Consider the following 26,960-nt stretch of genomic DNA (forward strand, 5'->3'; position numbering starts at 1 on the left):
AATCATGGAGATTATTCGTAACTCAGGTTGTGATAACGCACCGAAGAATAAATTTATTCAAGAATATTCGATTGCATTGTTAACAAATAATCAGGAAGCATTACTAGAAAAAAGTGCAGAGCAAATAGAAATGTATTTATCAAAGGGAACAATGATAAAGGGAAAAGAAGCACTGTCCCAGCTTAGAGATTTCCTTCCAACGGGTCACCAAATACTAAGATGTGATGCATCCATCTCTCACGGAAAGCAAGCTTCTTTCCTTGGAACCTTGGAAAATGATATAGAGACACTCTTTGTTTCGATTCATTATGAATTTCGAACCTTTAAAGCAACTGATATTGTTAAGGCGATTCTATTTTTAGAGGAAAAATGAGGTTAAAATAAAAGGAAAAACAGAGCTTGAAATACGGACATTATTCAAATGAAGCGAAGTATAGAGGAAGTTCGGTTAAGTTCGCGACGTCCTGTCGCAACACCGAACTGACATACATCCTGTATCCCTCGAAGCGGTTATTTTCACAATTTATGTTCGGAACTAATTTTAAGTAATAAAACCTTTTTTCTGAACCTCCTTCACAAATGGTTATGACGGAATAATCAGATAAGTCATGATAATCATACAACTATGTTGACGGAACTATTTATAGCACTTAAAATGAAGAGACTAACTAATTGAAAAAGGTGTGTATGTATAATGAGAAGTAATATGATTAAAGTTGGTATCGATCGTGCACCACATCGAAGCCTTTTATATGCGACTGGAAAAGTGAAAGCGAGAGATTTAGAGAAACCATTTATTGGTGTTTGTAACTCCTATATTGATATTATTCCAGGACATGTTCATTTACGTGAATTTGCTGATGTAGTAAAAGAAGCTATTATTGAAGCGGGAGGAATTCCGTTTGAATTTAATACGATTGGTGTAGATGATGGGATTGCTATGGGACATATTGGTATGAGATATTCCTTACCAAGTCGTGAATTAATTGCTGATTCTGCTGAAACTGTAATTAATGCACACTGGTTTGACGGTGTATTCTATATCCCAAACTGTGACAAAATTACTCCAGGAATGCTGATGGCAGCAGTTCGTACAAATGTACCTTCTGTATTCGTTTCTGGTGGACCAATGGAAGCTGGAGTAAGTGAATCTGGACAGCAAATTTCTCTTTCTTCTGTATTTGAAGGAGTAGGAGCATATAAATCTGGGCAAATGTCAGAAGCAGAGTTATTAGATATTGAAAATAATGCTTGTCCTACATGTGGATCTTGTTCAGGAATGTTTACAGCAAATTCTATGAACTGTTTAATGGAAATGTTAGGTCTAGCATTACCAGGTAATGGTACCATCGTAGCGACAAGTGCGAAGCGTAAAGAATTAATATATGAAGCAGCTAGAAACCTAGTTCGTATGATTAAAGAAGATGTAAAACCACGTGATATTGTTACTAAAGAAGCAATTGATGATGCATTTGCATTAGATATGGCAATGGGTGGTTCTACAAATACAGTGCTTCATACGTTAGCAATTGCTCATGAAGCAGGAATTGATTATAACTTAGAAGATATTAATGAAGTAGCTAGTCGTGTACCTTATCTAGCGAAAATTATGCCTGCATCAGATATTTCAATGGATGATGTGAATAAAGCTGGTGGGGTTGAGGCTATTATTAATGAATTAACAAAAATCCCTGGAGCAATCCATCCAGAACGTATCACAATCACAGGTAAGACGATGGGTGAGTTAGTAAAAGCACATGAGATTACGAATGATAAAGTAATCCGCACAAAAGACAATCCATATAGCCCAGTAGGTGGATTATCTATTTTATATGGTAACTTAGCACCTGAAGGGTCAGTTATTAAAGTGGGTGGAGTAGATCCATCTATTCAAACATTCACTGGAGAAGCAATTGTTTTTAATTCTCAAGAAGAGGCACAAGAAGCGATTGATGATGGCTCTGTAGAAGCAGGACATGTTGTGGTAATTCGATATGAAGGGCCAAAAGGTGGACCAGGAATGCCAGAAATGCTAGCACCAACTTCAGCAATTATGGGGAGAGGTCTAGGAACCAAAGTAGCCTTAATTACAGATGGCCGTTTCAGTGGAGCATCCCGTGGTATTTCTATTGGGCATATTTCACCCGAGGCGGCAGAAGGCGGACCAATTGCCTTGATTAACAATGGAGATGTAATCGAAATTGATCTACCAAAACGTACCATCAATGTAAAGGTTTCTGATGAAGAGTTAGAGGATCGCCGTCAAAATTTGGAGCCTTTCAAACCGAAGATTCAAACTGGTTGGTTAGCAAGGTACTCAAAATTAGTAACGAATGCATCTAAAGGCGGTATCATGAGCATTTAGGTCATAATAATAATCTGAACGAATAAAAGCATCTTTGTTTTTAATGTTCGTGAATTAGGCTAATGTAGTAATTTCGTTATATAAATTAATAGATTAATATAAAAAGGAGAATTCTGTTTTTTAATGGGATTCTCTTTTTGATATTAATATTCGGTTTTTGGCTTGATTTTTTCGCTGTGAAATAACGGGAAGTTATTGACAGGCAGGTTCATCTGCGTGTATGATTGCTTTATTGAAATGCTTTAAAGAAGTAAAGCGTATAATCCTAGAGAATAAGGCTCACGGAGTTTCTACCAGACTACCATAAATGGTCTGACTACGCTGATATTAGAATTCTAGTTCATTTTAACATGAATAGAAGCTAGTATAGAAAAATAAAAAACGAACAATACATAGATGGAATATAGTTAATGTACGTAATCTATTGAGTTGTTATCAATGTTCGTGCTCTGTAACTTTATTGGTTAGCCTTGCCCAATTCTCTAAAAATGAAATAGCTTTACAAACAGAAGTATTTAAAACTTATTATGATTTACACCACCTGTTTTTAAAAGCCAATTAAACTTGGTTTTTTAAAATAATATTATTTCAATTATTTTAGGGGGAAAGGGAATGAAGAAGTATTTCCGCTTCGAAGAACTTGGGACTAATTATAGGACAGAGTTCACAGCAGGATTAACAACATTTTTAGCGATGGCTTATATTCTTTTTGTCAATCCTGATATTTTAAGTGCAACAGGGATGGATCCTGGTGCTGTGTTTACGGCTACGGCACTTGCAGCAGCTATTGGTACGCTTTTAATGGGTGTTCTTGCTCGCTATCCAATCGCACTTGCACCAGGTATGGGCTTGAACGCCTTTTTTGCTTTTTCTGTCGTTATAGGTATGGGAATTGCTTGGGAAACAGCTCTAGCTGGGGTATTAGCATCTGGAATTCTTTTTGTTATTTTATCTTTATCTGGACTTCGTGAAAAGATTATTAACGCAATCCCATCAGAGTTGAAAAAAGCAGTTGGAGCAGGAATTGGTCTGTTTATTGCATTTGTTGGGCTTCAAAATGCAGGGATTGTGGTAGGTGATGAAGCGACTCTAGTTGCCATCGGTGATTTAACGTCACCAGTTGTATTACTTGCTGTTTTTGGTTTAATTATTTCTGTTATCTTATTAACATTAGGTATTAAAGCAGGTATTTTTTATGGAATGATTATGACAGCTGTTGCTGGGATTATCTTTGGTTTATCTGAATTTAATGGTTTTGTTGGAAGTGTGCCAAGCATTGCTCCAACTTTTGGCCAAGCATTTGCGCACTTCGGTGATATCTTTACATTACAAATGCTCGTTGTTATTTTAACGTTTTTATTCGTTGATTTCTTTGATACAGCTGGAACCTTAGTCGCAGTTGCGTCACAAGCAGGACTGGTAAAGGATAATAAATTACCACGTGCTGGTAGAGCACTTATGGCTGATTCGACTGCAACAGTAGCGGGTTCTATTTTAGGTACATCTACAACAACATCATTTGTTGAGTCTACTGCAGGTGTTGGGGTAGGTGGACGTACTGGCTTCGCTTCTGTTGTGACAGCAGGGTTTTTCTTATTAGCATTATTCTTCTCACCATTATTAAGTGTTGTAACATCTGCGGTAACTGCTCCTGCTTTAATTATTGTTGGGGTTTTAATGTCTACTGCTTTAAAGGATATCGATTGGAAGCAATTTGAAATTGCTGTTCCAGCCTTCTTGACAGTGTTAATGATGCCATTGACATATAGCATTGCAACAGGGATTGCGATGGGGTTTATTTTCTACCCAATTACAATGATCTTAAAAGGTAGAATTAAAGAAATTCATCCGATTATGTATGGACTGTTTGTTATCTTTATCTTGTACTTCATATTCTTAAGTTGATTTTTTAAAATAGAGGTTGTCCAGAAAAACAGTTTTCACTGATTTTCTGAACAACCTCTTCTTTAGTTAGATATTTCTTGCTCTCATTTTAAAGATAACCGTATGATAAATTGTAAGTAAGATTGTTCCAGTAAAAGCGAAACCTGCGATAACTTGGTAAAGGGTAGTACCACCATATGCTTCCATGATGGAACCTCCCATTAAAGCTCCGATGATTCCGGAAACTCCAAAAAAGACGGAAAAGAAAATAAGATGTCCTGTAGATTGTAACGATCTTGGTACCATACGCGCAATATAATCAAATGCTGCTAAATAAAATACAGCAAATGTTACTCCGTGTAAGGATTGTAATGCAATGACCATAAATGGACTTTGGGCACTTGCAAAGAATAACCAACGAATACTGTATAAAGCACCCGCCAAAATGACAAATACCATTGGATGATATTTTTTAAACCAATATCCTGCTAGAGCGAATACAACGGCTTCACTAATAACTCCAACAAACCAAGCTAATCCAACAAGACTTTCACTTCCACCGAGTTCTACAATATATAATCCTACGAAACTATCATTTGCTCGATGTGTCAAACATAGAAAGATAATTAAGATTAAGAAAAAGATATATGGTTTATTGCTGAACATCTTTTTCACATCATGTAATTGAACAGGCTCTGATGATACTTGAACATCTTGAAGCCGAGTTGCAATAAAAAGAGCGAACACCCCAAACATCAGATAAGGGAATATCATATATTGAATCCCAATATTTGTAAGTACAAATCCAATGACCAGCGAGGAGACCGCAAATCCAATGGAGCCCCAAGTTCGGATGGACCCAAACGGAACCTTAAGTTCAAATGCTCTTCTCTGTGCTAGACTATCCCCAAGTGCGCCAATAGGTGTGGAAAAGAAATAAAATAACCCTGCACTTAATAGAATAGCAACTAAAACATCCATTTGAAAAAAGATGGTGCTAGCAACAAGCATACCAGAAACACAAATGAGCAGTATTTTTTTCACGGTTTTATACTTGTCACTTAAGAATCCCCAGAATGGCTGTGCTAAAATAGTTGCAAGTGGACCTATCGCTAGAACCCAACCAACCTCTGCATTTGTTAATCCTTTATACTGTAAATACAAAGGTAAGTAACTAATAATAATTGTGTTTGTTGCATAATAACTAAATAGAAACATTTTTAATGGAACTAGAGGCCCTTTTGTCAATCCACATCCCGCCTTCATCTCTTAGGAAGTTATATTACTTCCAAACGTTTTCTATAAATTCGTCGCGACCAGATTTAGCGCGATCTTCTAAATATTCTTTTTCACTTTTCTTATAGAAATCTTGATGATAATCTTCGGCTGGATAGAATTTACTAGCAGGTAAAATTTCCGTTACAATTGGTTTAGAAAATCTACCGCTATCTGCAAGTGCTTGCTTAGAAGCTTCTGCAATAGCTTTTTGCTCTTCGTCATGATAGAAAATTGCTGCACGATAAGAGTCGCCACGATCTTGGAATTGTCCTCCTGCATCTGTTGGATCAATTTGTTGCCAAAAGATGTCAACAATATCCTTGTAAGCAATAATACTTGGATCAAATGTTATTTCAACAGCTTCATAATGCCCAGAAGTTCCTTTTTTCACATCTTCATAGGTTGGGTTTTCTAAATGCCCACCAGAATATCCAGATATGACAGCATGTACCCCGTCCCATTGATCAAATGGTTTTACCATACACCAAAAACATCCACCGGCAAAGGTAGCTTTTTTTAATTCAGTCATTTGTTTAATACCTACTTTCAACAAAGAAATAATTTATTCTTTCATTATAAATCAAATGGATGAAAGATAGAAAATAATTGATTTGATTTTATTTATTTTAATGAAAGGTGTGGATTCAAAAGGAGGAATTAATTCTTCAATTGTCAAGACAGATTCATTAATTTTTAATTCTTATAGTCTGAATAGTTCTCAAAATTGTCAAATTCATTTATACTTAAAGTATCATATTGCAACACGGCGTTTGTATTTGAGAAAAATGAAGCAGGATTAACAGAAGCAAAATGATGTTCTCCCTTAATAATGGAGCGGAAGAGATAAGAGAGAATGTGATGATGTTTCGATATTGATGATGATGGAGTTAATGAAGACTTGCTGTTTTTATAGCTCTTAATACTTCAAACTTCTATAAAATGTTTACCGCTGGTTCATGGGCACAATATATTGAGAAAGGCACCACGAAACGGTATTGGCAACATGGATTATGCAAAACATTTGGGGGAATGAAGGACTTTTCTAATTTTGAAATAGAATGGTTCTGAGGGGAGAGAAGGACAGAATCAATTTGGTTAATTTGCTAATTTACTCAAGGAATACGCCGCATGTGAAAAGAGATTGGGATATATAAAGAAGTGTTTTAGTTGTGTTCAGCATATATCTCACCTCTATAGATGGCGAGATATATGCTTATTTTTCTGTTCTAAAGAAGAGTTGGAGCCTCTTAAGGATGTCATAGGTTTTGAATAGATAATTTTCGAGATGAACAATCAAAAATTTAGAACCAAATAAAACAACGAGCAATATATGAATAGGATGTAAAAATATATAAAACTCCTAGAGTAGCATATATTTATAGGTTCGTATTTTATTTAATAAACACTTTTTTATTCTAGTCTCTTATCATATTGCTAAGTTTCGTGGCGCAAATGAAAATATATCGTTTAGTAACGATAGTGTCCGGTAAAAAATAGGAGATGATTACAGGATGGTGAGGTGGAAAAGAAACCTCTTAATACTGTGTATAGGACAATTTTTTGTGATGGCATCGATGAGCTCTATCGTTCCGTTTTTACCACTTTATTTGCAAGAGCTAGGTTTAACAAATGCGAAGGAAATTAGTTTCTGGGCAGGACTGATTTTTGCTGCTAACTTTTTAACTGCCTTTATCTTTTCTCCAATTTGGGGAAAATTAGCGGATAAGCATGGACGGAAAATTATGGTTATTCGCTCTGGGATAGGTATGGCTATTACTATTTCATTAATGGGAGTTGTAACAAGTCATATTCAATTACTTTTTTTACGTTTATTAAGTGGAACTATTTCTGGATTTATTCCAGCAGGTATTGCCTTGATTTCTACCAATACACCTAAAGAGCGAATGGGGTATGCGCTTGGAACATTACAAGCAGGTGCAGTTGCTGGTTCGATTATTGGGCCAATGTTTGGTGGAATTATGGCAGATTCCTTAGGTTTTCAATCGATTTTTATCTATACAGGATTAACCGTTTTTATTGCGACAATTCTCGTATGGATCTTTGTAAAAGAGAAATTTGAAAAAGAAGAAGTTCCAGTGAAATCAAGTCATCTTCAAGATTTCAAAAAAATCATAGCGGTGAAACCAATTCTTGCTATCTTTGGAGTAGCAACAATTGTTCAGCTTGCTTTACAGGGAACTTTACCACTAATTTCTGTATATGTGCAGGAGCTTGCACCTAATGCTGAAAAGATTGCGTTTTTAGCAGGGGTTACCATGGCTGTTATGGGGCTATCAAATATGTTAGCATCCCCGCAACTTGGGAAGCTCTCAGACAAATATGGACCTTCACATATACTGTTTTTCTCGGTGCTAGGGGCAGCGGTGTTTATGTTACCACAAGCTTTCGTCTTTAATCTTTGGCAATTAATCATATTACGCTTCTTCCTTGGACTATGCTTAGGTGGTATGCTTCCGGCTATTAATACTTTAGTTCGTCATTATGCTCCGAAAGGGATGGAGAGTACTACGTTTGGTTATTCTAATTCCGCTATCTTTTTAGGAAATCTAATTGGTCCAATTATTGCAGGAGTAATTGCTTCTAATTTTGGGATTCGTAGTATATTTGTATGGGCAGGTATTTTGTTAATTCTAAATGCAGCTTGGGTTAAGTTTGCAATTTTAACAAAGAGCAGTTCAAGTGTGAAAAAGAGGAAATTCTTTCAAAAACAGCATGGCTGAAGTAAGGGGGGGAAAGAGACTAGGATGAAGAGGATCTAATTCTCATATCCATGTCTTGATATTTGATGAGTGAGCCATTTGCACACCAATTATTAACAGGAAAAGTAAAAGAAGTTGGCGAACATGGAGCAGCAGACCCAATGGATCGCGCATGGAAGAGTGGAATGTTTAAAGAAGTTAAAACAGAACCTATTTATTTATCAAAAACAGGTTTAGTAGGGGATGAGGTAGCAGATACGAAGGTACATGGTGGACCTGAGAAAGCTATCTTCGCACATCCAAGCTCTCATTATGAATATTGGGAGAAGGATTTGCAAATAGATACCATGAGAATTGGCGCCATGGGAGAAAATATTGCACTCGAACATGGGGATGAATCTACCTTTTGTATAGGTGATATCTATCAATTTGGCGAAGCGATTATTCAAGTATCCCAACCAAGACAGCCATGCTGGAAGCCAGCCCGAAGATTCCGAGTGAAGGATCTTGCTTTACGAATTCAAAATACAGGTAGAACGGGATGGTATTTCCGGGTACTACAAGAGGGAAATGTTAAAGCTGGTGATGTTTTACAATTAATGGAACGCCCTCATCCGAAATGGACCATTACAGCTTGTAATGAAGTCATGCATGTCTATAAAAACGATTTGCAACTTGCAGAAGAGTTAGCAGGAATTCCCGAATTAGCAGAAAGCTGGAAAAAGACATTAATGAAAAGATTGCGTGGTCAGCAGTCTTCTATAGAAAAAAGAGTATACGGACCGAATATGGAAGTGGGAAGATAATACCCCTATTTCATATACCTTCTTCGATTGTTTAGATAAGAACAATCAAAGGAGGTATTTTTTATGAAGAAAATATTTATTGATCCCGGGCATGGAGGAAGAGATCCAGGTGCAATTGCCAACGGTTTACAAGAGAAAAGCATTACCTTGGCAATAGCACTTCAAACAAAGGTATTTTTGGAGCAAAATTACGAAGGTGTACTTGTTCAACTATCTCGCTCAACAGATCAAACATTATCATTGGTTCAACGAACGAATATGGCAAATCAATGGCAAGCTGATTTATTTGTATCTATCCATGTAAATGCAGGCGGAGGAACTGGATTTGAATCATTTATTTATGATGGCTTATTTGCAGAGAGAGCGAAAACAGATGAAATAAGAAAGATGATTCATCATGAAATTGTGCAAGGTAGTGACTTTTTTGATCGAGGATGTAAAGCAGCAAACTTTCATGTGTTACGCGCAACCAGAATGAGTGCAGTCCTTGTAGAAAATGGCTTTATTGATCGTTTAGAAGATGCACGGCAATTAAAATCCTATGCATTTATTGAAAGACTAGCTTTGGCACATGCTAATGGAATAGCAAAAGCAATAAAGTTATTAAAGCAGGATAAAAGGATCTGGCATGTCATTATAAAAGGTGACACTTTATGGAGCCTTGCCCAAAGCTATCAAACTTCTGTTGAGCAATTAATGAAGTTAAACACATCTATTAACCCTTTATCTTTACAAATAGGTCAGAAAATCAGAGTGAATTAAGTTAAACTAAGCAATCCAAATAATTTATGAGTGGATTGCTTAGTTTTCTTTATTTTCTAAAAAGTTAGTGATATACTAAATTTGATATGGTTTACCTAAAATTATGATAGGTATTTGGACGCTTAAAGCAATCCTTTTAAGGTTAGTTAATAAAACATATAGAGAAGAAAAGGGGCATGGGGATGAGTAAAGCGATTGTCTTATTTATGAATGATAAAGAGATTCAAAAAAATGAGCAGCTTGTTCAACTAGTAAATAATAGTTCAGCAGATTTTTCTGTTCAATTAGTTGATAATCAAGTACAGGTACTTGTGAAGGAAGTCCAACAACGTAAAAAAACAAAAGATAAAATTCGTATGTTAGCAGGGGAAATTGCTCGTGAACTACGCAATAGAAAGGTAAAAAATGCAGAGATCCATGAAGAAAGCTTATGGAATGAATTTTCACCTTGGTCAAAGGATGATGTAGTCACTGCATTTGTGGAAGGCTGGGAGCTAGGCTCTTACCAATTTATTAAATACAAACATAATGTAGAAGCATTTACTACAGAATTAAGCTGGGAAGGAACTGAATTTTCTTCAGCAATAGAAGCAGGTAAAATCCGTGCAAAAGCAACCATGTTTGCAAGAGATCTGAAAAATGAAATACCAAGCTTTTTAAATCCAGTGACATTCCCAGAAATCCTCGAAGATACATTTAAAGATACTGCTGTAAATGTTACTGTTTTACGTCAGCCTGAAATTGAAGAAAGAGAAATGAATGGCATATTAACTGTTTGTCGTGGAAGTAAGCATGACCCAGCCTTTGTAGAATTATCCTACTGTGGGGATGAAACAAAACCACTTGTTGCTTTAGTTGGAAAAGGGGTTACCTTTGATACTGGTGGAATTAGTTTGAAGGATGCACGTGATTTAAGTAATATGCGTATGGATATGGGTGGTGCGGCTGCTGTATCTGGTGCTATGAAGCTACTCGCTGACAGTGGTGCTAAAGTAAATGTAGTAGCATTAATCCCGATTGTAGAGAATATTCCTGATAACACATCTGTACTTCCAGGTGACGTGATTACTTATAAAAATGGACTACATGTTCAAGTTGCAAATACAGACTATGAAGGAAGATTAATTTTAGCTGATGGTATCATTCGTGCAACTGAGCTGGAAGCAGAATATATTTTCAATATTTCTACCTTAACAGGATCTATTATGATGGCATTAGGCACAGAAATGGCAGGAGCATTTGGTGATGAAGAATTGACCTTTGCTATTAAGAAAATTGGTGAAGAAAATGGAGATTTCATTTGGCCAATGCCACTTATTGATACATACAAAGAGCATTTTAGTAGTAATTATGCAGATTTTAGTAATTTACCAAAATCAGATATGGCGGGAGCTATTGCAGGAGGATTGTTTTTAAGTAACTTTATTCCAGAAGACCATAAATGGCTACATATTGATATGGCTGGTGTAATGGAAAGTACGGAAAGAGGTTATTACGGTAATTCTGCCACTGGATTTGGTGTTAGATTATTAGCAGATTTTACGGAGCATGTTTCTGAGTAGATGGGATTAAAATAAAACTAGGGGAACTCCTGAAAGAATAAATGATTTATTCTCTAGGAGTTCTCTTTTTATGTTTTAAATTTGGATATTAAAAGTATTTAAAAGTACTTGTGCTTTTTCTTTATCTGTCAAATCAGCCTTTTCAATGATTCCATTCTCTTTTGTAATCAATGTTTGATCACGTAAAGTAATTCTTCCAGTAGGTGTAGCTTTTGTCACTAAATCATGGTGAGTAAAGGAAGAACCTGGTGAGACTTGATTGAAAACAATACCTTCATGAAAGTCAATGAGCTGTTTTTCTTTTAGTTGAAAACGGTATAAAGGAGCCCATCCTTCTTCATTTTGACGTGTAAGATGATACCAGGTTTCATCAGCTTCGATTACTTTATATGTTCCACTTGCGTCAGCCTGCTCACTTCCATCGAGTGGGATAGAGTGATAATTGGAATCACCAAATCCAACATCCGTTAAGTAAATGGCATTCTCTATTTTTACAAAAATAATCATATGTGTATCTTCTTTTGCCCAATAGCCTTGTGGACGACGTACCGTTGCAGAGCCAAGACTAGCATTAAAGCCAAGTGCTGATAATGCCCAATGGAATAGACCATTGACCTCATAGCAATAGCCACCACGATTGCTTTCTACTATTTTCTTATACATATGTTCTGTATTTAGATAAATTGGCTCCCTGCGCATTACATCTAAGTTTTCAAAAGGAACATGGAATAAATGTGCTTGTTGTAGTTTGCGCAAGGATTCTAAATCTACATTTATATTTTCTGGGGCTTTTATACGTTTTAAATAAGCTTGAATATCCATTTTTATCCTGCTTTCTATATTAATGTGTATCAAATATTTTTTGAATATCTTCTACATTGTCATATTTTATTAAAGAAAGCATTAATAGAATTCTAGCTTTCTGTACTAATAAATTATCACCAATGACAGGATTAAGCTTTTCATATGATTTCATTGAAGCAACTCTTCCATTTCCAAGACGACTACAGCGAACAATATAAATGCCCTTTTCTTTAGCTTCTAAAAGAGCTTCCTCTTCGGCAGGAGAGACAGTACCGGCACCAGTACCCGCTACAACAATCCCTTTATATTTACCAGATTCCGTAATATATCGAATCAGATCACCTGTAACTCCAGCATAAGAATAAACAATTTCAACAGCTGGAATATCTGTTAAATCTACATCTGCGAAATCGGAATATGCTGTATGTTTTCTTGTTGGAGCGCGATAGAACTGAATGGAGTTATCAGGTTCTACAAATCCAAGAAACCCATGCTGTCCAGATTGAAATGTTTCTAGGCGATATGTATTTGTTTTCGTTACTTCTCTTGCGCCATTTATCTCATCATTCATTACTACTAAAGCACCTTTTCCATATGCTTCATCACTGGCAGCAACACGAACAGCATGAAGTAAATTAATTGGACCATCACTACTTATAGCGGTGAAGGGACGCTGTGAACCAACTAAAACAATTGGTTTTTCACTAGGTACTGTTAAATGCAAGAAGTATGCTGTTTCTTCCATGGTATTTGTTCCATGTGTAATAACAACTCCATCAAAATCTTCTGAATGAAAAGCTTTTGTAATACGATCTCTAAGTGTAATCCAATGTGAGTTTTGAATGGCAGTACTAACAATATTGTCAACATGCTCGACGATAACATTTGCGTATTGCTTAATTTCTGGAACTTGTTCAAGGAAGTATTCACCTGAATAATTACCTGCTTTATAATCTTTTAAATCAAGACGATCTGAACCAGCACCAGAAATGGTTCCACCAGTAGTTAGTAGTAAGATTTTTTTCAATAAAAACGCCTCCTTTATTCTCATTGTATAAATTTAACCTAGTTGTGTCTACGAAACTATATTAGGACCAATAAAGAGCTAATAGTACATGCTATAATAATCTATAATTTTTAGGATATAATTTTTTTAAGAGAGGGATGTCTATTTTGCTAAAGCATCTAAAATCTAACAAAATCATTTCTTGTATTATGCTCATTGCTTTAATACTAACAATATTTGGTTGTGCTAGAGAGGGGGAAACAACAACTACTACGGTAACAATTGAGAATCCTAATGCTGAAGAAGTATTAACACTAGATCCTGATGCTGATATTTTCCAATTTAACGGTATTATCTATACAACAAATATCGATTGGGTGGAAGAAAAAGTACTAACGAAAGATAAGGAAATCGGAGAAATAAAAACCAGAAATGGAGCAGATGCAAGTTTTGAAGATGGCATGGCTAATAAATTGCCGGTCGGGGCAAAAATATTTAAGACGAACGAAGAAAATGAAATGTTTTTAATTGTAGAATTTGCTGAAGAAAGCTTAAAATATTATGCTCTTGTTGAAGGATAATTTAGGATTCACTTGACTTTCTGTTAAATTGAAATTTATGTTCATGACGTTCGTTTTAATGAAATAATACCAATCTATCAATAGATAGTGAAAAACTTCCAAGCTCGCAAATGATGAATTTAATATTAATTTATCCTTAATTATAAAAGAAATAAAAGTATTCTTACATGCTTACAATATAAATGAAAGCGCTTTTACTATACGAGTTCGAAAAAATAGATTATAATAAAAAGGTTAAATTCTTCTGATAATTTTAAATAGTAGTAGTTGTGTTTATTGAAAGATTTTTATATTATAGATAGTAGTCAAAATATTAAAACAGCATTTCAATTAATGGAAACTAAGGGGGATTATTTGTATGCGGAGGAAAGGGAAGGTTTTATTATTTATGCTAGTCGCAGTAATGCTTGTCATTGCTGGTTGTAGTAAGGGGGGATCAGGAAGCGGTGGTGATGCAAGAAATATCGTCATTGGTGTCGTAACTGAACCAGATACTATCGACATTCATGGTACATCTTCTGTAGGTGATGCTAATGGTGCACCTTATGATAGCTTAATGGAATATGATTTTGATGGGAATTTAATTCCGAATTTAATAGAAGAATATGAAGTAGCAGATGATGGGTTATCAGTAACTTTTCATATGAGAGATGATGCTAAGTTTCATTCAGGTGAACCGGTTACTGCAGAAGCGATAAAACAAACTTTTGAACGTTTAATGGATAGATCTCCATTCAGCACAAATGTTGGAACAGTAGAGAATATTGAAGTAATTGACGATACTTCTTTTACAATTGAGTGGTCTGAGCCATTTGCGCCGATTTTCTCAAACTTAACTTCACAATATTTAGCACCTATAGATGTATCTGTATTGGATGAAGATGGAGATGGATTTGAAAAGAATCCAATTGCTTCAGGACCATTAATGGTTGACGAGATCAAACGCGGAGATTCTATTATTTATAAGCCATTTGATGAGTATTACAATTGGGAAAATGATGAGCCTGGATTTGACGAAGTAAAGTTCCGCTTTATTACGGATGATGAAACACGAGTATTAGAGTTTAAGAGAGGAAATGTGAATGTATTATTAGATGTTCCATTCCAATATGTTGAAGAACTGGAAGAGGACGAGGAAGTAGATATCATACGTGTTCCAAACTATGTAATGAACTATTTAGGATGGAATAACAAATTACCTATCTTCCAAGATGAAAAGGTAAGACAGGCAATCGCATTAGCAATCGATAGAGATGCAATTATTCAAACAACATTTAATGGAGAAGCTACTCCGATCTTTGGGCCGCTACCTCCAGCAACTTATGGATATAGTGAAGATATAGAAAATATGGCAAAAGAAAAGTATACACAAGATATTGAGCAAGCAAAGCAGCTTTTATCAGAAGCGGGCTGGGAAGCTGGTTCAGGTGGTGTTGTTGAAAAAGATGGAGAAAAATTCTCTGTGGAACTATGGGTAGACAATGATCCAGCAAACCAACGTGCAGCACAAATTATCCAAAATCAGTTAATGGAGATTGGAATTGAGATTAATATCTCTGTAATGGAATCTGCAGCGATTATTGAAATGACGCCACAAGGACAACATGAGATGTTACTTTGGAGCTTTGGTTGGTTAGATGCAGATGTATTGAACTTCTTATTATTTGGTGATGGTAAATCAACTAGATTACATTACGAAAAAGAAGAAATTTACTCAATTTTAGAAGAAGCAGGAATGGAGATGGATACAGAAAAACGTTTAGCAATGTATGAAGAAGCTCAAAAATTATTAATTGAGCAATCTCCATGGGTTCCATTATATGTAAAAGATGGAATTAATGCTGTTCGTGGTTTTGACAAATTTGAGATTCACCCAATCGGTAACAATATCGTTTGGGAAACAATCCAGATGTCAGAATAAGAAATAAAAATGAGGCAGAGGCTTGGATGCAAAAGTGAATGTAGTGTAATAATTTCCTATTCATTTGTGGCAATCAAGCTTTTGTCTCGATTTAAAAAATAATAGGAGTGAAGATGAAATGAGCTTACAGCAACAAATTGAAGACTATATTAAAACGGTAGATGCTGATTTTGGTATACATATTAAAAACTTACGTACAAATGAAGAAGTAAATATTAATTCAGATCGTTTATTTCAAATGGCAAGTGTGTTTAAAGTGCCTATTCTAGCAACTTTATATGATCTTGTGCATCAAGGGAAAATAGATGATACGAAACGAATTAAATTTAGTGAAGATGATCTAGTTCCAGGTTCAGGTGTTATTCAAGAATTAGCTCCAGGAGTTGAGCTTACAATTCGTGATATTGCAACATTAATGATTATTGTAAGTGATAATTTAGCTACAGATAAGATTCTTGAGCTTATCGGAGTAGATACAGTTGAAAATAAAATGAGAGAAGTCGGAATTGAAAACATCCATATCGCACACCCATGTTGGGATCTGTTACGTTTAGTTGCAGGTGTTAGTGAAAGACCACAGAATAGACAGTCATACAATGAGATCATTGACGCTTTTAAAACAAATGAAACAGATCCTATTATATTTAGTGAAGAGGTAAAAAATAATTTAAGTACACCACGAGATATGTCTGCATTAGTTGAAAAAATCGCTAAAAATGAATTTGTTTCTCAAGCGGTGTGTGAAGATATTCGTGATATTATGCATCGTCAGCAATACAAACAAAGAATTGGTGGCTTACTACCACCACACACGGAAGTTGCAAGCAAGACTGGTTCCATTGCTACGATGTTTAACGATACAGGAATTGTGTATTTGCCAGATGGTAAAGGTGAATATGTAATGACAGCATTTACAGCTGGAAACCAAGAAGGTTATCAAGGTAATGAACCTATCGCTAAAATTTCGAGAATGGCATACGACAGCTTTGTAAAATAAGATATCTTTCAGAATTATTACTAGGAAGTTAATCTGCGATCAAAGGAGCGGAAAGCATTGAAAATAATCATAGGCGGAATTCAGCATGAAACGAATACATTTTCTAATGTAAAAACAACAGTTGAAGCATTTGAACTTCGCGGCTGGGATCTTGGGAATACACTGATTGAAAAAAATCGTGGTATACGTAATTTTATTGGAGGAATGGTTGATAAAGCAGAAGAATTGGAACTCGAAATTTTTCCGACCTTTGCTGTTACTGCCACCCCATCAGGTATCATTACAACAGACACATACGAGGCATTGAAGAATGCATTAATGGGCGGCGTTAGACAAGCTACTGATGTTGATGCTGTTGTATTAAGTCTTCATGGTGCAGGTGTTGCAGAAAATACAGAAGATCTTGAAGGCTCTTTGTTAGAAGAAGTTCGAGTAGCTGTTGGAGAGGACACTCCGATTATCGTAACATTAGATTTACATGCTAATATGACGCCAAAAATGGTAGATATAGCAGATGCTATTTTAGGGAATCATTTATACCCACATACGGATAGTTATGAAATTGGTGCAGAGGCAGTGGTTTTAGCAACAGAGATTGTTGAGGAGAAAGTAAAACCAACTATGTATTTAGAACAGCTACCAATCATGATTCCAACATCTACAACAAATTTGTCACCAGCAAGTGATGTGAATCAGCTTTGCTATCAATGGGAAGACAAAGAAGGCGTAATAGATTGTACATTTTATCATGGATTTCCCTACACAAATATTAGCCATTTAGGTGTAGCTGTATTAGTGACAACCAATAATGACCCAGAATTAGCAAAACAAGTGGCTAATGATGTTAGTAGTTTTATTGAGGAGAAGAAGCATGAATTCATTGTGGAACAACCATCACCGAAGGAAGGAATTGCACTCGCACTTGCACATGAAGGACGTCCAGTAGTTATCAATGAAACATCGGATAATCCAGGTGCTGGAACGCCGGCTGATGGAACTTATTTACTTCGTGAAATGCTTGCGGCAAATCTAACGGATGCGTGTTTTGGATTCATGTATGATCCTGAAGTAGCTAAGATTGCTGCAGAAGCAGGTGTAGGGGCAACCGTTGAAGTATCCTTAGGTGGAAAAACAGATGATTTACATGGAGAACCAATTCAATTAAGTGCATATGTAAAAGCTGTAACAGATGGTAAATTTGTCCAGTCCTCTGATATGGGGAAAGGTGAATTGGTTAATTTAGGAACTTCTGTCCGCTTGCAATGTAATGGGGTAGATATCATTGTCTGTTCTGTAAAAACACAAACCTTAGATGATGAAGTTTTCTTATTACATGGTATCGATATCCAGCAATTTAAAATTGTTGCATTAAAATCTAGCCAACATTTTAGAGCTGGTTTTGAACCAATTAGTTCAAAAATTATTACTGTTGATTCACCAGGTTTATCGACGATGGATTTCACTTCATTTGATTATTCAAATTTAAAAATGGAAATTTTCCCTTTAAATTAATGCAAAGAATTTTTCGATTATTCTAATGAGAAAGAATCATAGAAATTCAATGGAGGAGTAGCCGATGGGAGAATCAACACTGAAAAGTTTTGAAACTTACGCAAAGGAATTACAGGAAAAATATCTAATACCAGGAATTAGTGTCGGATTAAATAAGGATGGAAAGTCCTTTTATTATAAAGGATTTGGTCATCGGGATGCTGATAACGACTTACCAGTTACAGGAGATACGATATTTGGAATTGCATCTATTACAAAATCCTTTACTTGTGTAGCTATTATGCAATTACAAGAACAAGGGAAACTATCTGTAGATGATCCTGTTGTGAAGCATATACCAGAATTAAAGATAGTAGATGCAGAGAAAACAGCGAAGATGACAATTCATCATTTTATGACACATACATCCGGGTTGCCACCACTAGCTTCATCTGTTGGTGAGGGAGGCAAAACGGCTGTTCAATCACATGAAGATTTTATTCAATTTGTGAATGGACAAAAAGTACAGTTATTAGGCGAACCTGGAGAGCAGTTCAGCTATTCCAATCATGCATACAATTTACTAGGAACAATTGTTGCGCGTGCAAGTGGACAAAGCTATGACAGTTATATTCAGAAAAATATATTAGAGCCATGTGGTATGTCAAATACAATGTTTGATATAACGGATGTACTTGAAGATGGAAATATTACTAAATTATATGAGGCAAAGGTTGTTCGTGGACAAACAAGTGTTTATCCATTGGATGGCTGGGGAGAGACACCATTTATGAAGGCCTCAGGATTTTTAAGATCGACAGTAAATGATATGTTGCGTTATGCAGAAATTTTCCGAAATAAAGGTTTGTCTGGTAGTCGACAAATTTTAAATGCGGAAAGTGTTAAACAAATGACAACACCATATATCGAAATCGAACCTGGGAAATTTTATGGTTATGGATTAATGATTACACCAGATTATCATGGTCATACACTGGTTGAACATAGTGGTAGTTTACCTGGTGTGGCATCAAGAATGTGTATTGTACCAGAAGCCGGTTTGACTGGAGTTATTTTAACCAATCTAGCTGATATTCCAGCGGGAACCATTATATTAAGTGCCCTTAATGATGCACTAGGGGAAAATGTGAAAGCATCCCATAACAATTATAAAGAACATACGCTATCAGTAGAAAAACTAGAGAGCTTAAAAGGACTCTATGAATCTGATGAAGGTATGAAAGTAATCATTGATTCGTATGGATCACAACTCACCTTTTTTATGAATAGTGCATATCATCCCATTCGCTACATTGGGAATGATACCTTCCAAGTAAATCTTCGTGATCAAGAAGAAGCGATACGCTTTGTTTTTGAAGAAAATGGCGAAGTAGATCGATTAGAGTTTCACTATCGCCAGCTCTGGAAGCGTTAGGTTAAATAGATTTTGAAAGGGGGAAGGTCTCGCTATAAAAAAAGTAAGAGTGAAGGCAAATGTTTTAAAAAACATTCTGGGGAGGGTAATTTAGATGAAAAAAATTGGTTATGGTCTACTTTTAAGCATATTTATTTTACTGTTTGTCTTAGTGGGATGTAGTTCTAAAAAAACTGATGAATCTACTGGAGGAGAAGGTGTTAGTGAAGGTGGAGGCGATGGAGGTACTTTAGTCATTGCATCTGTTCGTGAACCAGATACAGTAGATGTTCACAACACTACATGGGTAGATGATGCAAATACACATATTTATGATAGATTATTCGTTTCCGATGATGAAGGGAACATTGCTAATGGTCTTGTAGAAGATTACGAAATCTCTGATGATTCATTATCGATGGAATTAAAATTAAAAGAAGGTATTACTTTCCATAACGGTAATCCTGTAAACGCAGAGGCTGTTATGAAAACCTTTGAACGCTATCAAGTAATCTCAGCTGGCGATTATTTAGGGCCAATTGCTGATATGGAAGTTATCGATGATTTAACATTGAAAATGACTTGGGAAACACCATTTGCACCATTCTTTAGTAATGCAACAACTTCCTATTTAGGAATTCTGGATACGTCAGTACTAGATGATGATTTGATGGGATTTGAAAAAGATCCTATTGGATCAGGTCCATTAAAACATGTAGAAACAAAGCGTGGAGAATCAATTCTTTATGAACCATTTGAAGATTTCCGCTGGGGAGAAGAAGGTCCACCAAAATTTGATCAAGTACTATTCCGTTTTATCTCAGATGATGAAACTCGTTTGTTAGAGTTCAAGAGCGGTAATGTTCATGTATTGCCAAATGTTCCACCTCAATACATGGAAGAATTAGAAGCTGATGATGAGGTACAAATTGATCGTGTCCTAGCTAATGGTAACACATACCTAGGATTTAATATGAAGCTACCTATTTTTGAAGATTTAAAAGTTCGTCAAGCAATTGCTAAAGGTATTGATCGTGATCCAATTATCGAACATTCTTTACAAGGTTTAGGTCAACCAATTTATGGTCCATTACCTCCAACTATTTTAGGGTATAGTCAGAAGATTGAAGATAAAGCGAAAGAAATGTATTCACGTGATGTTGAAGGTGCGAAACAATTACTTGCAGAAGCTGGTTGGGATGAAGTAAATAGTAATGGTATTGCTATGAAAGATGGTGAGCCATTCTCCGTTGAGCTATGGATGACGGATGAGCCAGTAATGCAACGTATTGGACAAATTATTCAAAACCAATTAAAAGAAATTGGAATCGATGTTCAGTTAATGGTGAAGGAAGATGCTGCGATTCGTGCACAAACTCCAGAAGGAGCACACCAGATGCTACTATGGCAATATGGTTGGTATGATGCAGATATCTTAAACTCTCTATTTGGTAAAGGTCAGTCTACTCGTATGCACTGGGAGCCAGAAGAGCTAGATCAGATGCTGAAAAAAATGCGTTCTGAAATGGACATGGATCAAAGATTACAAGACATTGAAGATGTACAAGATTACTTAGTAGAGAATGCCCCTTGGGTACCATTATTTGTTAGAGAAAATGTTACTGCTAGTCGTGGAGTAACAGGACTTGAGAAGCATCCAATTCAAAATATTTTCATTTGGGATGGAGCATATTTAGGAAACTAATTTTTGAAAATGGGAAAGCCTATTTGGCTTTCCCAACTAATATTAACAACACAGAATATATCCTTTTTATCTTCATGCAGTAGAACACTTTTCTCCTCTAAAGGTAGAGAGACAAAAGTTGTTTTATTCTGTTTCATAGGAATTAGAATTCTGGCTGAACGAAGATAAATTCTCCGGCGGATGTCACAGGTTTTTTAGGAGAACTGCACGAAACAGGTCAGTGATCCGTTATCATAAGACGTGATGGTCTGCTAGTGAACTCAAAAAAATCTGGACGTAAATACGCCGATGCGTATTTGATAGGAGGAGTTTACGTTGTCATCTTACATACTTAAAAGACTCTCAACGATGCTAGTTACGTTGCTTGGTGTCTCGATTATCGTATTTTTTATGGTTCACTTGATTCCAGGGGACCCTGTTACCTATATTCTAGGAGATTTTGCAACGGAAGAAGCAATTGCAAAATTAAACAGCCAACTGGGACTAGATCAGCCATTATTAATTCAATATTTTAATTATATGCTAGGTGTTGTACAAGGAGATTTAGGAACTTCTTATATTACTGGTTATACCGTAATGGAGGAAATTTTAAATCGTATTCCAGTAACAGCACAATTAGCATTATATAGTGTTGTACTTGGAGGAATTACGGGAGTTTTAATGGGGACAATTGCTGCGATCAAACAAAATACAATCATTGACCGTATTGCGATGTTAATTGCTTTAGTGGGAATTTCTGCACCCGGATTCTGGATTGCATTGTTCTTAATTTTAATATTTTCATATCAATTTGGTTGGTTCCCAATCTCTGGATATTCCGGGTTCCACTCACTTATTTTACCATCTATCACCCTAGCACTTGGAGCGGCAGGTAATATAGCGAGAATGACCCGTTCCAGTATGCTAGAAGTTATTCGTCAAGATTATATTCGTACTGCTCAAGCAAAAGGAGCAAGCTTATATCGTCTAATCTTTAGACATAGCCTGCAAAATGCTCTTATTCCAGTTGTAACCTTAATTGGAATGCAGTTTGGTTATTTATTGGCAGGTGCGGTTGTAACAGAGACTGTTTTCGCACTTCCAGGTATCGGAAATTTAGTAATTGATGCAATTTCAACACGTGATATTCCGACAGTGCAAGGATTAATTTTATTTATGGCATTTACAATTATTATTGTGAATCTAATTATTGATATTATTTACACCATTGTTGATCCGAGGATCAAATACGATTAAAGGAGGAGAACTGTTTTGACTCAACACCCAACTCAACAACCAGTGGAAGATACATTTGTAGCAACAACACCAGAAGCGGAAACAAAATCCAAATCCTATCTTTCGATTGTTTGGAGAAGACTGAGAAAAAATAAAGCGGCAATGGTAGGGGCAGGTATTCTATTATTCTTTACGCTAGCTTCTATTTTCGCGCCAGTTCTTGCTCCTTATTCAATAACTGAAATGAATTATGATGATAGTTTAGTAGGTCCTGGAGCTGCACATCTATTAGGAACAGATGAATTTGGACGTGATTTGCTTTCCCGTATGTTATATGGGGGACGGGTATCCTTATTAATGGGATTATTCGTTGTAGCGATTGCTGGAACAGTCGGTGTTATTTTAGGAGTAATTTCTGGATTTTATCGCCGAGTAGATATGTTTATTATGCAGTTTATTGATATTTTAATGGCTTTCCCATCTTTATTATTAGCGATTGCTATTGTTGCTATTTTAGGTGTAGGTTTAACCAATGCGATGATTGCCGTAGCAATAGCAGTTACACCTTCATTTGTCCGAGTTGTTCGAGGCTCGGTACTTTCTATTCGAGAAGTAGAATATGTAGAAGCAGCTAAAGCACTTGGGGTAAAGGATTGGAAAATCATTTTCAAACACATTTTACCAAATATTGCATCACCAATTATCGTTTTAGCAACGTTAGAGTTTGGTAGTGCGATTTTAGCCGCAGCAGCACTTAGTTTCTTAGGGTTAGGTGCACAACCTCCAAACCCAGAGTGGGGAGCACTTGTGTTTGTTGGGAAATCCTTTTTAAGCCAAGCATGGTGGATGACCTTATTCCCTGGACTTGCAATTATGCTTGTCGTGTTAGGCTTTAACCTTTTAGGAGATGGCTTACGTGACGCATTAGATCCAAGAATGAAGCTATAGCATAAGAATTCTACTTTCAGAGGAGGAACGAGATTGGATAAGATAAAGGAACAGACAGAATTATTAAGTGTAGAAAATTTATCTATCACTTTTTACGCAGAAGGAAAGAAAACAATCTCGGCTGTTCGAGATGTCAGTTTTAACATCAAAGAAGGGGAGACATTAGCCCTAGTTGGTGAATCTGGATGTGGGAAAAGTGTTACTGCACTATCTGTCATGCAATTATTACCGAAAACAGATGGATATGTTGAAGGACAAATTAATTTAAATGATAGAAATATTAATGCTTTATCTGAGAAGGCAATGCGCGATGTTCGTGGAAATGATATCTCTATGATATTCCAGGAGCCGATGACTTCTCTAAACCCAGTTCATAAAATTGGTGAACAAATTAGTGAAGTACTAAAAATTCACGCTGCTGTTTCTAAAACAGAGTTAAGAAAAGAATCGATTAATATGTTGAAAAAAGTTGGTATTCCTCGTGCAGAGAAAATCGTTGATGAGTATCCTCACCAGTTATCTGGTGGAATGAGACAACGTGTTATGATTGCAATGGCTATGGCATGTAATCCAAGGTTACTTATTGCAGATGAGCCAACTACAGCACTTGATGTTACCATTCAAGCACAAATATTAGAGCTGATGAATGAATTAAAAGAACAATATAAAACAGCTATTTTAATGATTACCCATGATCTTGGTGTAGTAGCTGAAATGGCTGATAATGTTATTGTTATGTACTATGGTCAAATTGTTGAACAAGCAGATGTACGCACATTATTCAAGTATCCGAAGCATCCATATACGATTGGTTTATTAAATTCGATACCTAATATTGAAGAAGAGGATGACATTCGTTTAAAACCAATTGAAGGAAATGTACCAAATCTTGGGGTGATTCAACAAGGGTGTCCATTCCGCTACCGTTGTACAAAAGCACATGATCGCTGTGAAACTGAAAACCCACCATTGATACAGCATGGAGATCAGCTTGTTAGATGTTGGTTGTATGAAGAGGAGGCAGTACGATGAGCCAGGACACACAAAAGCTACTAAAAGTAGAAGACCTAAAGACACATTTTCCAATTGGTAGAGGCTTCTTCAGCAAAGGGAAAGGCTTTGTAAAAGCAGTAGATGGGATTACCTTTGAGCTTAATGTTGGAGAAACATTAGGAATCGTAGGAGAGAGTGGCTGTGGTAAATCAACAACAGGCCGGAGTATTTTACGACTTGTGGAACCAACATCTGGAGCTGTAGAGTTTAGGGGAACAGATGTTACACAAATGGGAAAACAGCAATTACGTAGTCTTCGCAGTGAAATGCAAATCGTTTTCCAAGATCCATATGCTTCATTGAATCCAAGAATGACAGTTGGGGCTATTTTAATGGAAGCATTAGAAACACATAAAATTGGTGCTAATGGTGCGGAACGAAAGAAACGTGTAGGGGAGTTATTATCAACAGTTGGATTATCGCCAAATCATGCATCCCGTTATCCACATGAATTTAGTGGTGGGCAGAGACAGAGAATTGGAATTGCCCGGGCAATTGCTGTGAATCCCAAATTAATTATTGCCGATGAGCCTGTATCTGCCTTGGATGTTTCGGTTCAAGCACAAATTTTAAACTTATTCCAGGATTTACAAACAGAGCTTGGTCTTACGTATATTTTTATTGCACATGATCTAAGTGTAGTGAAACATGTAAGTGACCGAATTGGTGTAATGTATTTAGGAAGAATGGTGGAGCTTGCAAATAAATCAGATTTATTTAGAAATCCACTACATCCATATACACAAGCATTGATGTCTGCAGTACCTGTACCAGATCCAGATGTGAAAAAAGAGCGCATTATTTTAACAGGGGATGTACCAAGCCCAGCAGATCCACCAACAGGATGTACATTTCATCCGAGATGTCGTTTTGCAATGGATGTATGTAAGCAAATTAAACCAGCTCAATTGGAAGCGGAGCCGGGACATTTTGTGAATTGTCATTTATATGATCCACAATATAATCAAGGAGCGAAAAACTAAATGGCGAATTTGAAAAATTTTGAGAGCTATGCCAATGAGATCATTGAAAAATTTCAAATTCCAGGGGTCTCTATTGGAATTGATAAATATGCCCAACCGTTTTATTATCAAGGTTTTGGATATCGGAATAAAGAAGAGAAATTAGCTGTAACACCAGATACTGTTTTTGGAATTGCTTCTGTAACAAAATCCTTTACTTGTGTAGGGATTATGCAATTACAAGAAGCAGGTAAGCTATCTGTTCATGATAAAGTAATTAAGTATTTGCCTGAGTTTAAAACGCCAGATGCGGAAAAAACAGCGCAAATTACAATTCATCACTTTATGACAAATTCATCTGGGTTACCACCATTACCTTCGCTTGTATATGCGAATAAACGAAGCTTTGATCAAGATCCATCTACAAAAGACTACCCAGGTTTAGATGTAGCAGAATCTGAACAAGGTCCTATTGATACACATGAAGAATTAATGGAATTTATTGCGGGACTTGATTTTGATTTATTAGGACCTCCAGGTATTCATTTCAGCTATTCAAATGATGCATTCTCTTTATTAGGTGCAATTATTGAAAGAGTAAGCGGACAGAAATATGAAGAATATATAAAAGAACATATTTTAATTCCAGCTGGTATGCATCATAGTACATTTGATTTAAGCGATTTAGCTGAATATGACAACATCACCATGTCTTATGCTAAAAAAGAAGAAGATGGGAAAACAGTTGTTTATCAAGCACCAGTATGGTGGGATGCTCCAGCAATGCGAGCGGCAGGATATTTAAAATCAACAGTGCATGATATGCTGCGCTATACAGAGATTTACCGTAAGAAAGGTATTGTTCATGGAACAAGGATCTTATCAGAGGAAAGCGTAAAAGCAATGACTTATCCATATATTGAAACAGAGCCAGGAAGTTATTATGGTTATGGTCTAACTGTTACTCCAGATTTCTTTGGATATAAGCTTATTGAGCATGGTGGAAATTTAAAAGCTATTGCATCTTTAATGAGTATTATTCCAGACTTAGGTATTACTGGTATGATTTTAACGAATTTAGCGGCAGTGCCAGCGGGACCATTATTACGTGCTGCACTTCACGATACAATTGGTCAAGAAATAGGAGCATCACATATGACCTTCCAGAAGCGCGAAATTACCGAGGAAGAGATTAAGAGGCTTGTTGGAACATATATGTCCAATGAAGGTGCGAAGATTACAATTGGCTTAGATGAAGGCGATATTACGTTCTTCTCACAAGGAGAATACCATCCAATTAAATGTATTGGCGAAAACTTATTTGATGTAAATGTGAAAGATCAGCAAGAGATTGTACGCTTTATTGAAAATGCAAATGGGGAAGTTGATCGGATTGCATATCATTATCGACAGTTCCCTAAAATTAAGGAATGACAAGTTTTTTTGAACAAAGTAGGGAATCAAGACAGGGATAAAGTAGTTTCTT

General features: G+C 36.1%; 22 protein-coding genes and 1 riboswitch. Of the genes, 18 read left to right on the top strand and 4 right to left on the bottom strand.

Translation table 11 applies throughout. The features are described 5' to 3' along the window. Positions 1 to 4: 4 nt before the first annotated feature. The 3 genes from AB4Y30_RS04670 to AB4Y30_RS04680 all read left to right on the top strand — a co-directional run bounded on the left by AB4Y30_RS04670 (position 5) and on the right by AB4Y30_RS04680 (position 4,270). Complete coding sequence (locus AB4Y30_RS04670) at positions 5 to 373, top strand: hypothetical protein (RefSeq protein WP_368654328.1); 369 nt, start codon at positions 5 to 7, stop codon at positions 371 to 373. 321 nt (positions 374 to 694) lie between these two features. Continuing rightward, the gene (gene ilvD / locus AB4Y30_RS04675) at positions 695 to 2,365 is read left to right on the top strand and encodes a dihydroxy-acid dehydratase (protein ID WP_368654329.1); all 1,671 of its coding nucleotides are present in this window, start codon (positions 695 to 697) and stop codon (positions 2,363 to 2,365) included. Positions 2,366 to 2,600: 235 nt separating this feature from the next. Next, a riboswitch (purine riboswitch) is annotated at positions 2,601 to 2,704 on the top strand. A gap of 273 nt (positions 2,705 to 2,977) precedes the next feature. After that, entirely contained in the window at positions 2,978 to 4,270 is a 1,293-nt protein-coding gene (locus AB4Y30_RS04680) for an NCS2 family permease (protein ID WP_368654330.1), read from the top strand. 66 nt (positions 4,271 to 4,336) lie between these two features. On the opposite strand, the gene AB4Y30_RS04685 is transcribed toward AB4Y30_RS04680, so the two are convergent. Together AB4Y30_RS04685 and msrA are read right to left on the bottom strand one after the other, a co-directional pair. Continuing rightward, positions 4,337 to 5,497: an MFS transporter gene (locus AB4Y30_RS04685; protein ID WP_368654331.1), complete on the bottom strand. Its 1,161-nt coding sequence runs from the start codon at positions 5,495 to 5,497 to the stop codon at positions 4,337 to 4,339. A 34-nt stretch (positions 5,498 to 5,531) separates the two neighbouring features. Beyond that, the gene (gene msrA, locus AB4Y30_RS04690; RefSeq protein ID WP_368654332.1) at positions 5,532 to 6,056 is read right to left on the bottom strand and encodes a peptide-methionine (S)-S-oxide reductase MsrA; all 525 of its coding nucleotides are present in this window, start codon (positions 6,054 to 6,056) and stop codon (positions 5,532 to 5,534) included. A 982-nt stretch (positions 6,057 to 7,038) separates the two neighbouring features. Here msrA and AB4Y30_RS04695 point away from each other — a divergent pair. From AB4Y30_RS04695 to AB4Y30_RS04710, 4 genes are all read left to right on the top strand, one after another. After that, positions 7,039 to 8,268 carry an MFS transporter gene (locus AB4Y30_RS04695; RefSeq protein WP_368654333.1) on the top strand — a complete coding sequence of 410 codons (1,230 nt, stop codon included), beginning with the start codon at positions 7,039 to 7,041 and terminating at the stop codon, positions 8,266 to 8,268. A 65-nt stretch (positions 8,269 to 8,333) separates the two neighbouring features. Continuing rightward, the gene (locus AB4Y30_RS04700) at positions 8,334 to 9,053 is read left to right on the top strand and encodes an MOSC domain-containing protein (protein WP_368654334.1); all 720 of its coding nucleotides are present in this window, start codon (positions 8,334 to 8,336) and stop codon (positions 9,051 to 9,053) included. Between the two features lie 63 nt (positions 9,054 to 9,116). Further along, on the top strand, positions 9,117 to 9,815 hold the full coding sequence (locus tag AB4Y30_RS04705) for an N-acetylmuramoyl-L-alanine amidase (protein WP_368654335.1): 699 nt from the start codon (positions 9,117 to 9,119) through the stop codon (positions 9,813 to 9,815). 182 nt (positions 9,816 to 9,997) lie between these two features. Beyond that, the gene (locus tag AB4Y30_RS04710; RefSeq protein WP_368654336.1) at positions 9,998 to 11,377 is read left to right on the top strand and encodes a leucyl aminopeptidase family protein; all 1,380 of its coding nucleotides are present in this window, start codon (positions 9,998 to 10,000) and stop codon (positions 11,375 to 11,377) included. A gap of 75 nt (positions 11,378 to 11,452) precedes the next feature. Here the strand turns inward: AB4Y30_RS04710 and AB4Y30_RS04715 are convergent, their stop codons facing one another. Further along, positions 11,453 to 12,199, bottom strand: coding sequence for an arylamine N-acetyltransferase (locus AB4Y30_RS04715; RefSeq protein WP_368654337.1), 747 nt, complete (start codon positions 12,197 to 12,199; stop codon positions 11,453 to 11,455). Between the two features lie 19 nt (positions 12,200 to 12,218). Then, positions 12,219 to 13,232 carry an asparaginase gene (locus AB4Y30_RS04720; protein WP_368654338.1) on the bottom strand — a complete coding sequence of 338 codons (1,014 nt, stop codon included), beginning with the start codon at positions 13,230 to 13,232 and terminating at the stop codon, positions 12,219 to 12,221. 122 nt (positions 13,233 to 13,354) lie between these two features. Here AB4Y30_RS04720 and AB4Y30_RS04725 point away from each other — a divergent pair, with 122 nt between their 5' ends. The 11 genes from AB4Y30_RS04725 to AB4Y30_RS04775 all read left to right on the top strand — a co-directional run bounded on the left by AB4Y30_RS04725 (position 13,355) and on the right by AB4Y30_RS04775 (position 26,908). Beyond that, the gene (locus AB4Y30_RS04725) at positions 13,355 to 13,768 is read left to right on the top strand and encodes a hypothetical protein (protein ID WP_368654339.1); all 414 of its coding nucleotides are present in this window, start codon (positions 13,355 to 13,357) and stop codon (positions 13,766 to 13,768) included. A 358-nt stretch (positions 13,769 to 14,126) separates the two neighbouring features. Continuing rightward, positions 14,127 to 15,689 (top strand): ABC transporter substrate-binding protein, encoded by a 1,563-nt coding sequence (locus tag AB4Y30_RS04730; protein WP_368654340.1) that lies wholly within the window; start codon positions 14,127 to 14,129, stop codon positions 15,687 to 15,689. A gap of 118 nt (positions 15,690 to 15,807) precedes the next feature. After that, on the top strand, positions 15,808 to 16,686 hold the full coding sequence (locus tag AB4Y30_RS04735) for a serine hydrolase (RefSeq protein ID WP_368654341.1): 879 nt from the start codon (positions 15,808 to 15,810) through the stop codon (positions 16,684 to 16,686). 57 nt (positions 16,687 to 16,743) lie between these two features. Then, entirely contained in the window at positions 16,744 to 18,198 is a 1,455-nt protein-coding gene (locus AB4Y30_RS04740; RefSeq protein WP_368654342.1) for a M81 family metallopeptidase, read from the top strand. Between the two features lie 64 nt (positions 18,199 to 18,262). Next, positions 18,263 to 19,612, top strand: coding sequence for a serine hydrolase domain-containing protein (locus AB4Y30_RS04745; RefSeq protein WP_368654343.1), 1,350 nt, complete (start codon positions 18,263 to 18,265; stop codon positions 19,610 to 19,612). A 94-nt stretch (positions 19,613 to 19,706) separates the two neighbouring features. Further along, a complete protein-coding gene (locus AB4Y30_RS04750) occupies positions 19,707 to 21,296 on the top strand; it encodes an ABC transporter substrate-binding protein (RefSeq protein WP_368654344.1) in 1,590 nt (529 codons plus the stop codon). A gap of 315 nt (positions 21,297 to 21,611) precedes the next feature. Beyond that, positions 21,612 to 22,532 (top strand): ABC transporter permease, encoded by a 921-nt coding sequence (locus AB4Y30_RS04755; protein WP_368654345.1) that lies wholly within the window; start codon positions 21,612 to 21,614, stop codon positions 22,530 to 22,532. A 15-nt stretch (positions 22,533 to 22,547) separates the two neighbouring features. Continuing rightward, positions 22,548 to 23,459 (top strand): ABC transporter permease, encoded by a 912-nt coding sequence (locus AB4Y30_RS04760; RefSeq protein ID WP_368654346.1) that lies wholly within the window; start codon positions 22,548 to 22,550, stop codon positions 23,457 to 23,459. 42 nt (positions 23,460 to 23,501) lie between these two features. Then, a complete protein-coding gene (locus AB4Y30_RS04765) occupies positions 23,502 to 24,491 on the top strand; it encodes an ABC transporter ATP-binding protein (RefSeq protein ID WP_368655172.1) in 990 nt (329 codons plus the stop codon). Next, on the top strand, positions 24,488 to 25,495 hold the full coding sequence (locus AB4Y30_RS04770) for an ABC transporter ATP-binding protein (protein WP_368654347.1): 1,008 nt from the start codon (positions 24,488 to 24,490) through the stop codon (positions 25,493 to 25,495). Before AB4Y30_RS04765 ends, AB4Y30_RS04770 begins: the two co-directional genes overlap by 4 nt. Next, entirely contained in the window at positions 25,496 to 26,908 is a 1,413-nt protein-coding gene (locus tag AB4Y30_RS04775) for a serine hydrolase domain-containing protein (RefSeq protein WP_368654348.1), read from the top strand. Positions 26,909 to 26,960: the final 52 nt, after the last annotated feature.

Source organism: Ornithinibacillus sp. 4-3, from assembly GCF_040958695.1.
Lineage (GTDB): Bacteria > Bacillota > Bacilli > Bacillales > Amphibacillaceae > CALAMD01.

Bases quoted from the DNA above. Each gene is read 5' to 3' on its own strand.
- AB4Y30_RS04670 (WP_368654328.1), top strand. From the start codon at position 5: ATGGAGATTATTCGTAACTCAGGTTGTGATAACGCACCGAAGAATAAA.
- ilvD (WP_368654329.1), top strand. From the start codon at position 695: ATGAGAAGTAATATGATTAAAGTTGGTATCGATCGTGCACCACATCGA.
- AB4Y30_RS04680 (WP_368654330.1), top strand. From the start codon at position 2,978: ATGAAGAAGTATTTCCGCTTCGAAGAACTTGGGACTAATTATAGGACA.
- msrA (WP_368654332.1), bottom strand. From the start codon at position 6,056: ATGACTGAATTAAAAAAAGCTACCTTTGCCGGTGGATGTTTTTGGTGT.
- AB4Y30_RS04695 (WP_368654333.1), top strand. From the start codon at position 7,039: ATGGTGAGGTGGAAAAGAAACCTCTTAATACTGTGTATAGGACAATTT.
- AB4Y30_RS04700 (WP_368654334.1), top strand. From the start codon at position 8,334: ATGAGTGAGCCATTTGCACACCAATTATTAACAGGAAAAGTAAAAGAA.
- AB4Y30_RS04705 (WP_368654335.1), top strand. From the start codon at position 9,117: ATGAAGAAAATATTTATTGATCCCGGGCATGGAGGAAGAGATCCAGGT.
- AB4Y30_RS04710 (WP_368654336.1), top strand. From the start codon at position 9,998: ATGAGTAAAGCGATTGTCTTATTTATGAATGATAAAGAGATTCAAAAA.
- AB4Y30_RS04715 (WP_368654337.1), bottom strand. From the start codon at position 12,199: ATGGATATTCAAGCTTATTTAAAACGTATAAAAGCCCCAGAAAATATA.
- AB4Y30_RS04720 (WP_368654338.1), bottom strand. From the start codon at position 13,232: ATGAGAATAAAGGAGGCGTTTTTATTGAAAAAAATCTTACTACTAACT.
- AB4Y30_RS04730 (WP_368654340.1), top strand. From the start codon at position 14,127: ATGCGGAGGAAAGGGAAGGTTTTATTATTTATGCTAGTCGCAGTAATG.
- AB4Y30_RS04735 (WP_368654341.1), top strand. From the start codon at position 15,808: ATGAGCTTACAGCAACAAATTGAAGACTATATTAAAACGGTAGATGCT.
- AB4Y30_RS04745 (WP_368654343.1), top strand. From the start codon at position 18,263: ATGGGAGAATCAACACTGAAAAGTTTTGAAACTTACGCAAAGGAATTA.
- AB4Y30_RS04750 (WP_368654344.1), top strand. From the start codon at position 19,707: ATGAAAAAAATTGGTTATGGTCTACTTTTAAGCATATTTATTTTACTG.
- AB4Y30_RS04770 (WP_368654347.1), top strand. From the start codon at position 24,488: ATGAGCCAGGACACACAAAAGCTACTAAAAGTAGAAGACCTAAAGACA.
- AB4Y30_RS04775 (WP_368654348.1), top strand. From the start codon at position 25,496: ATGGCGAATTTGAAAAATTTTGAGAGCTATGCCAATGAGATCATTGAA.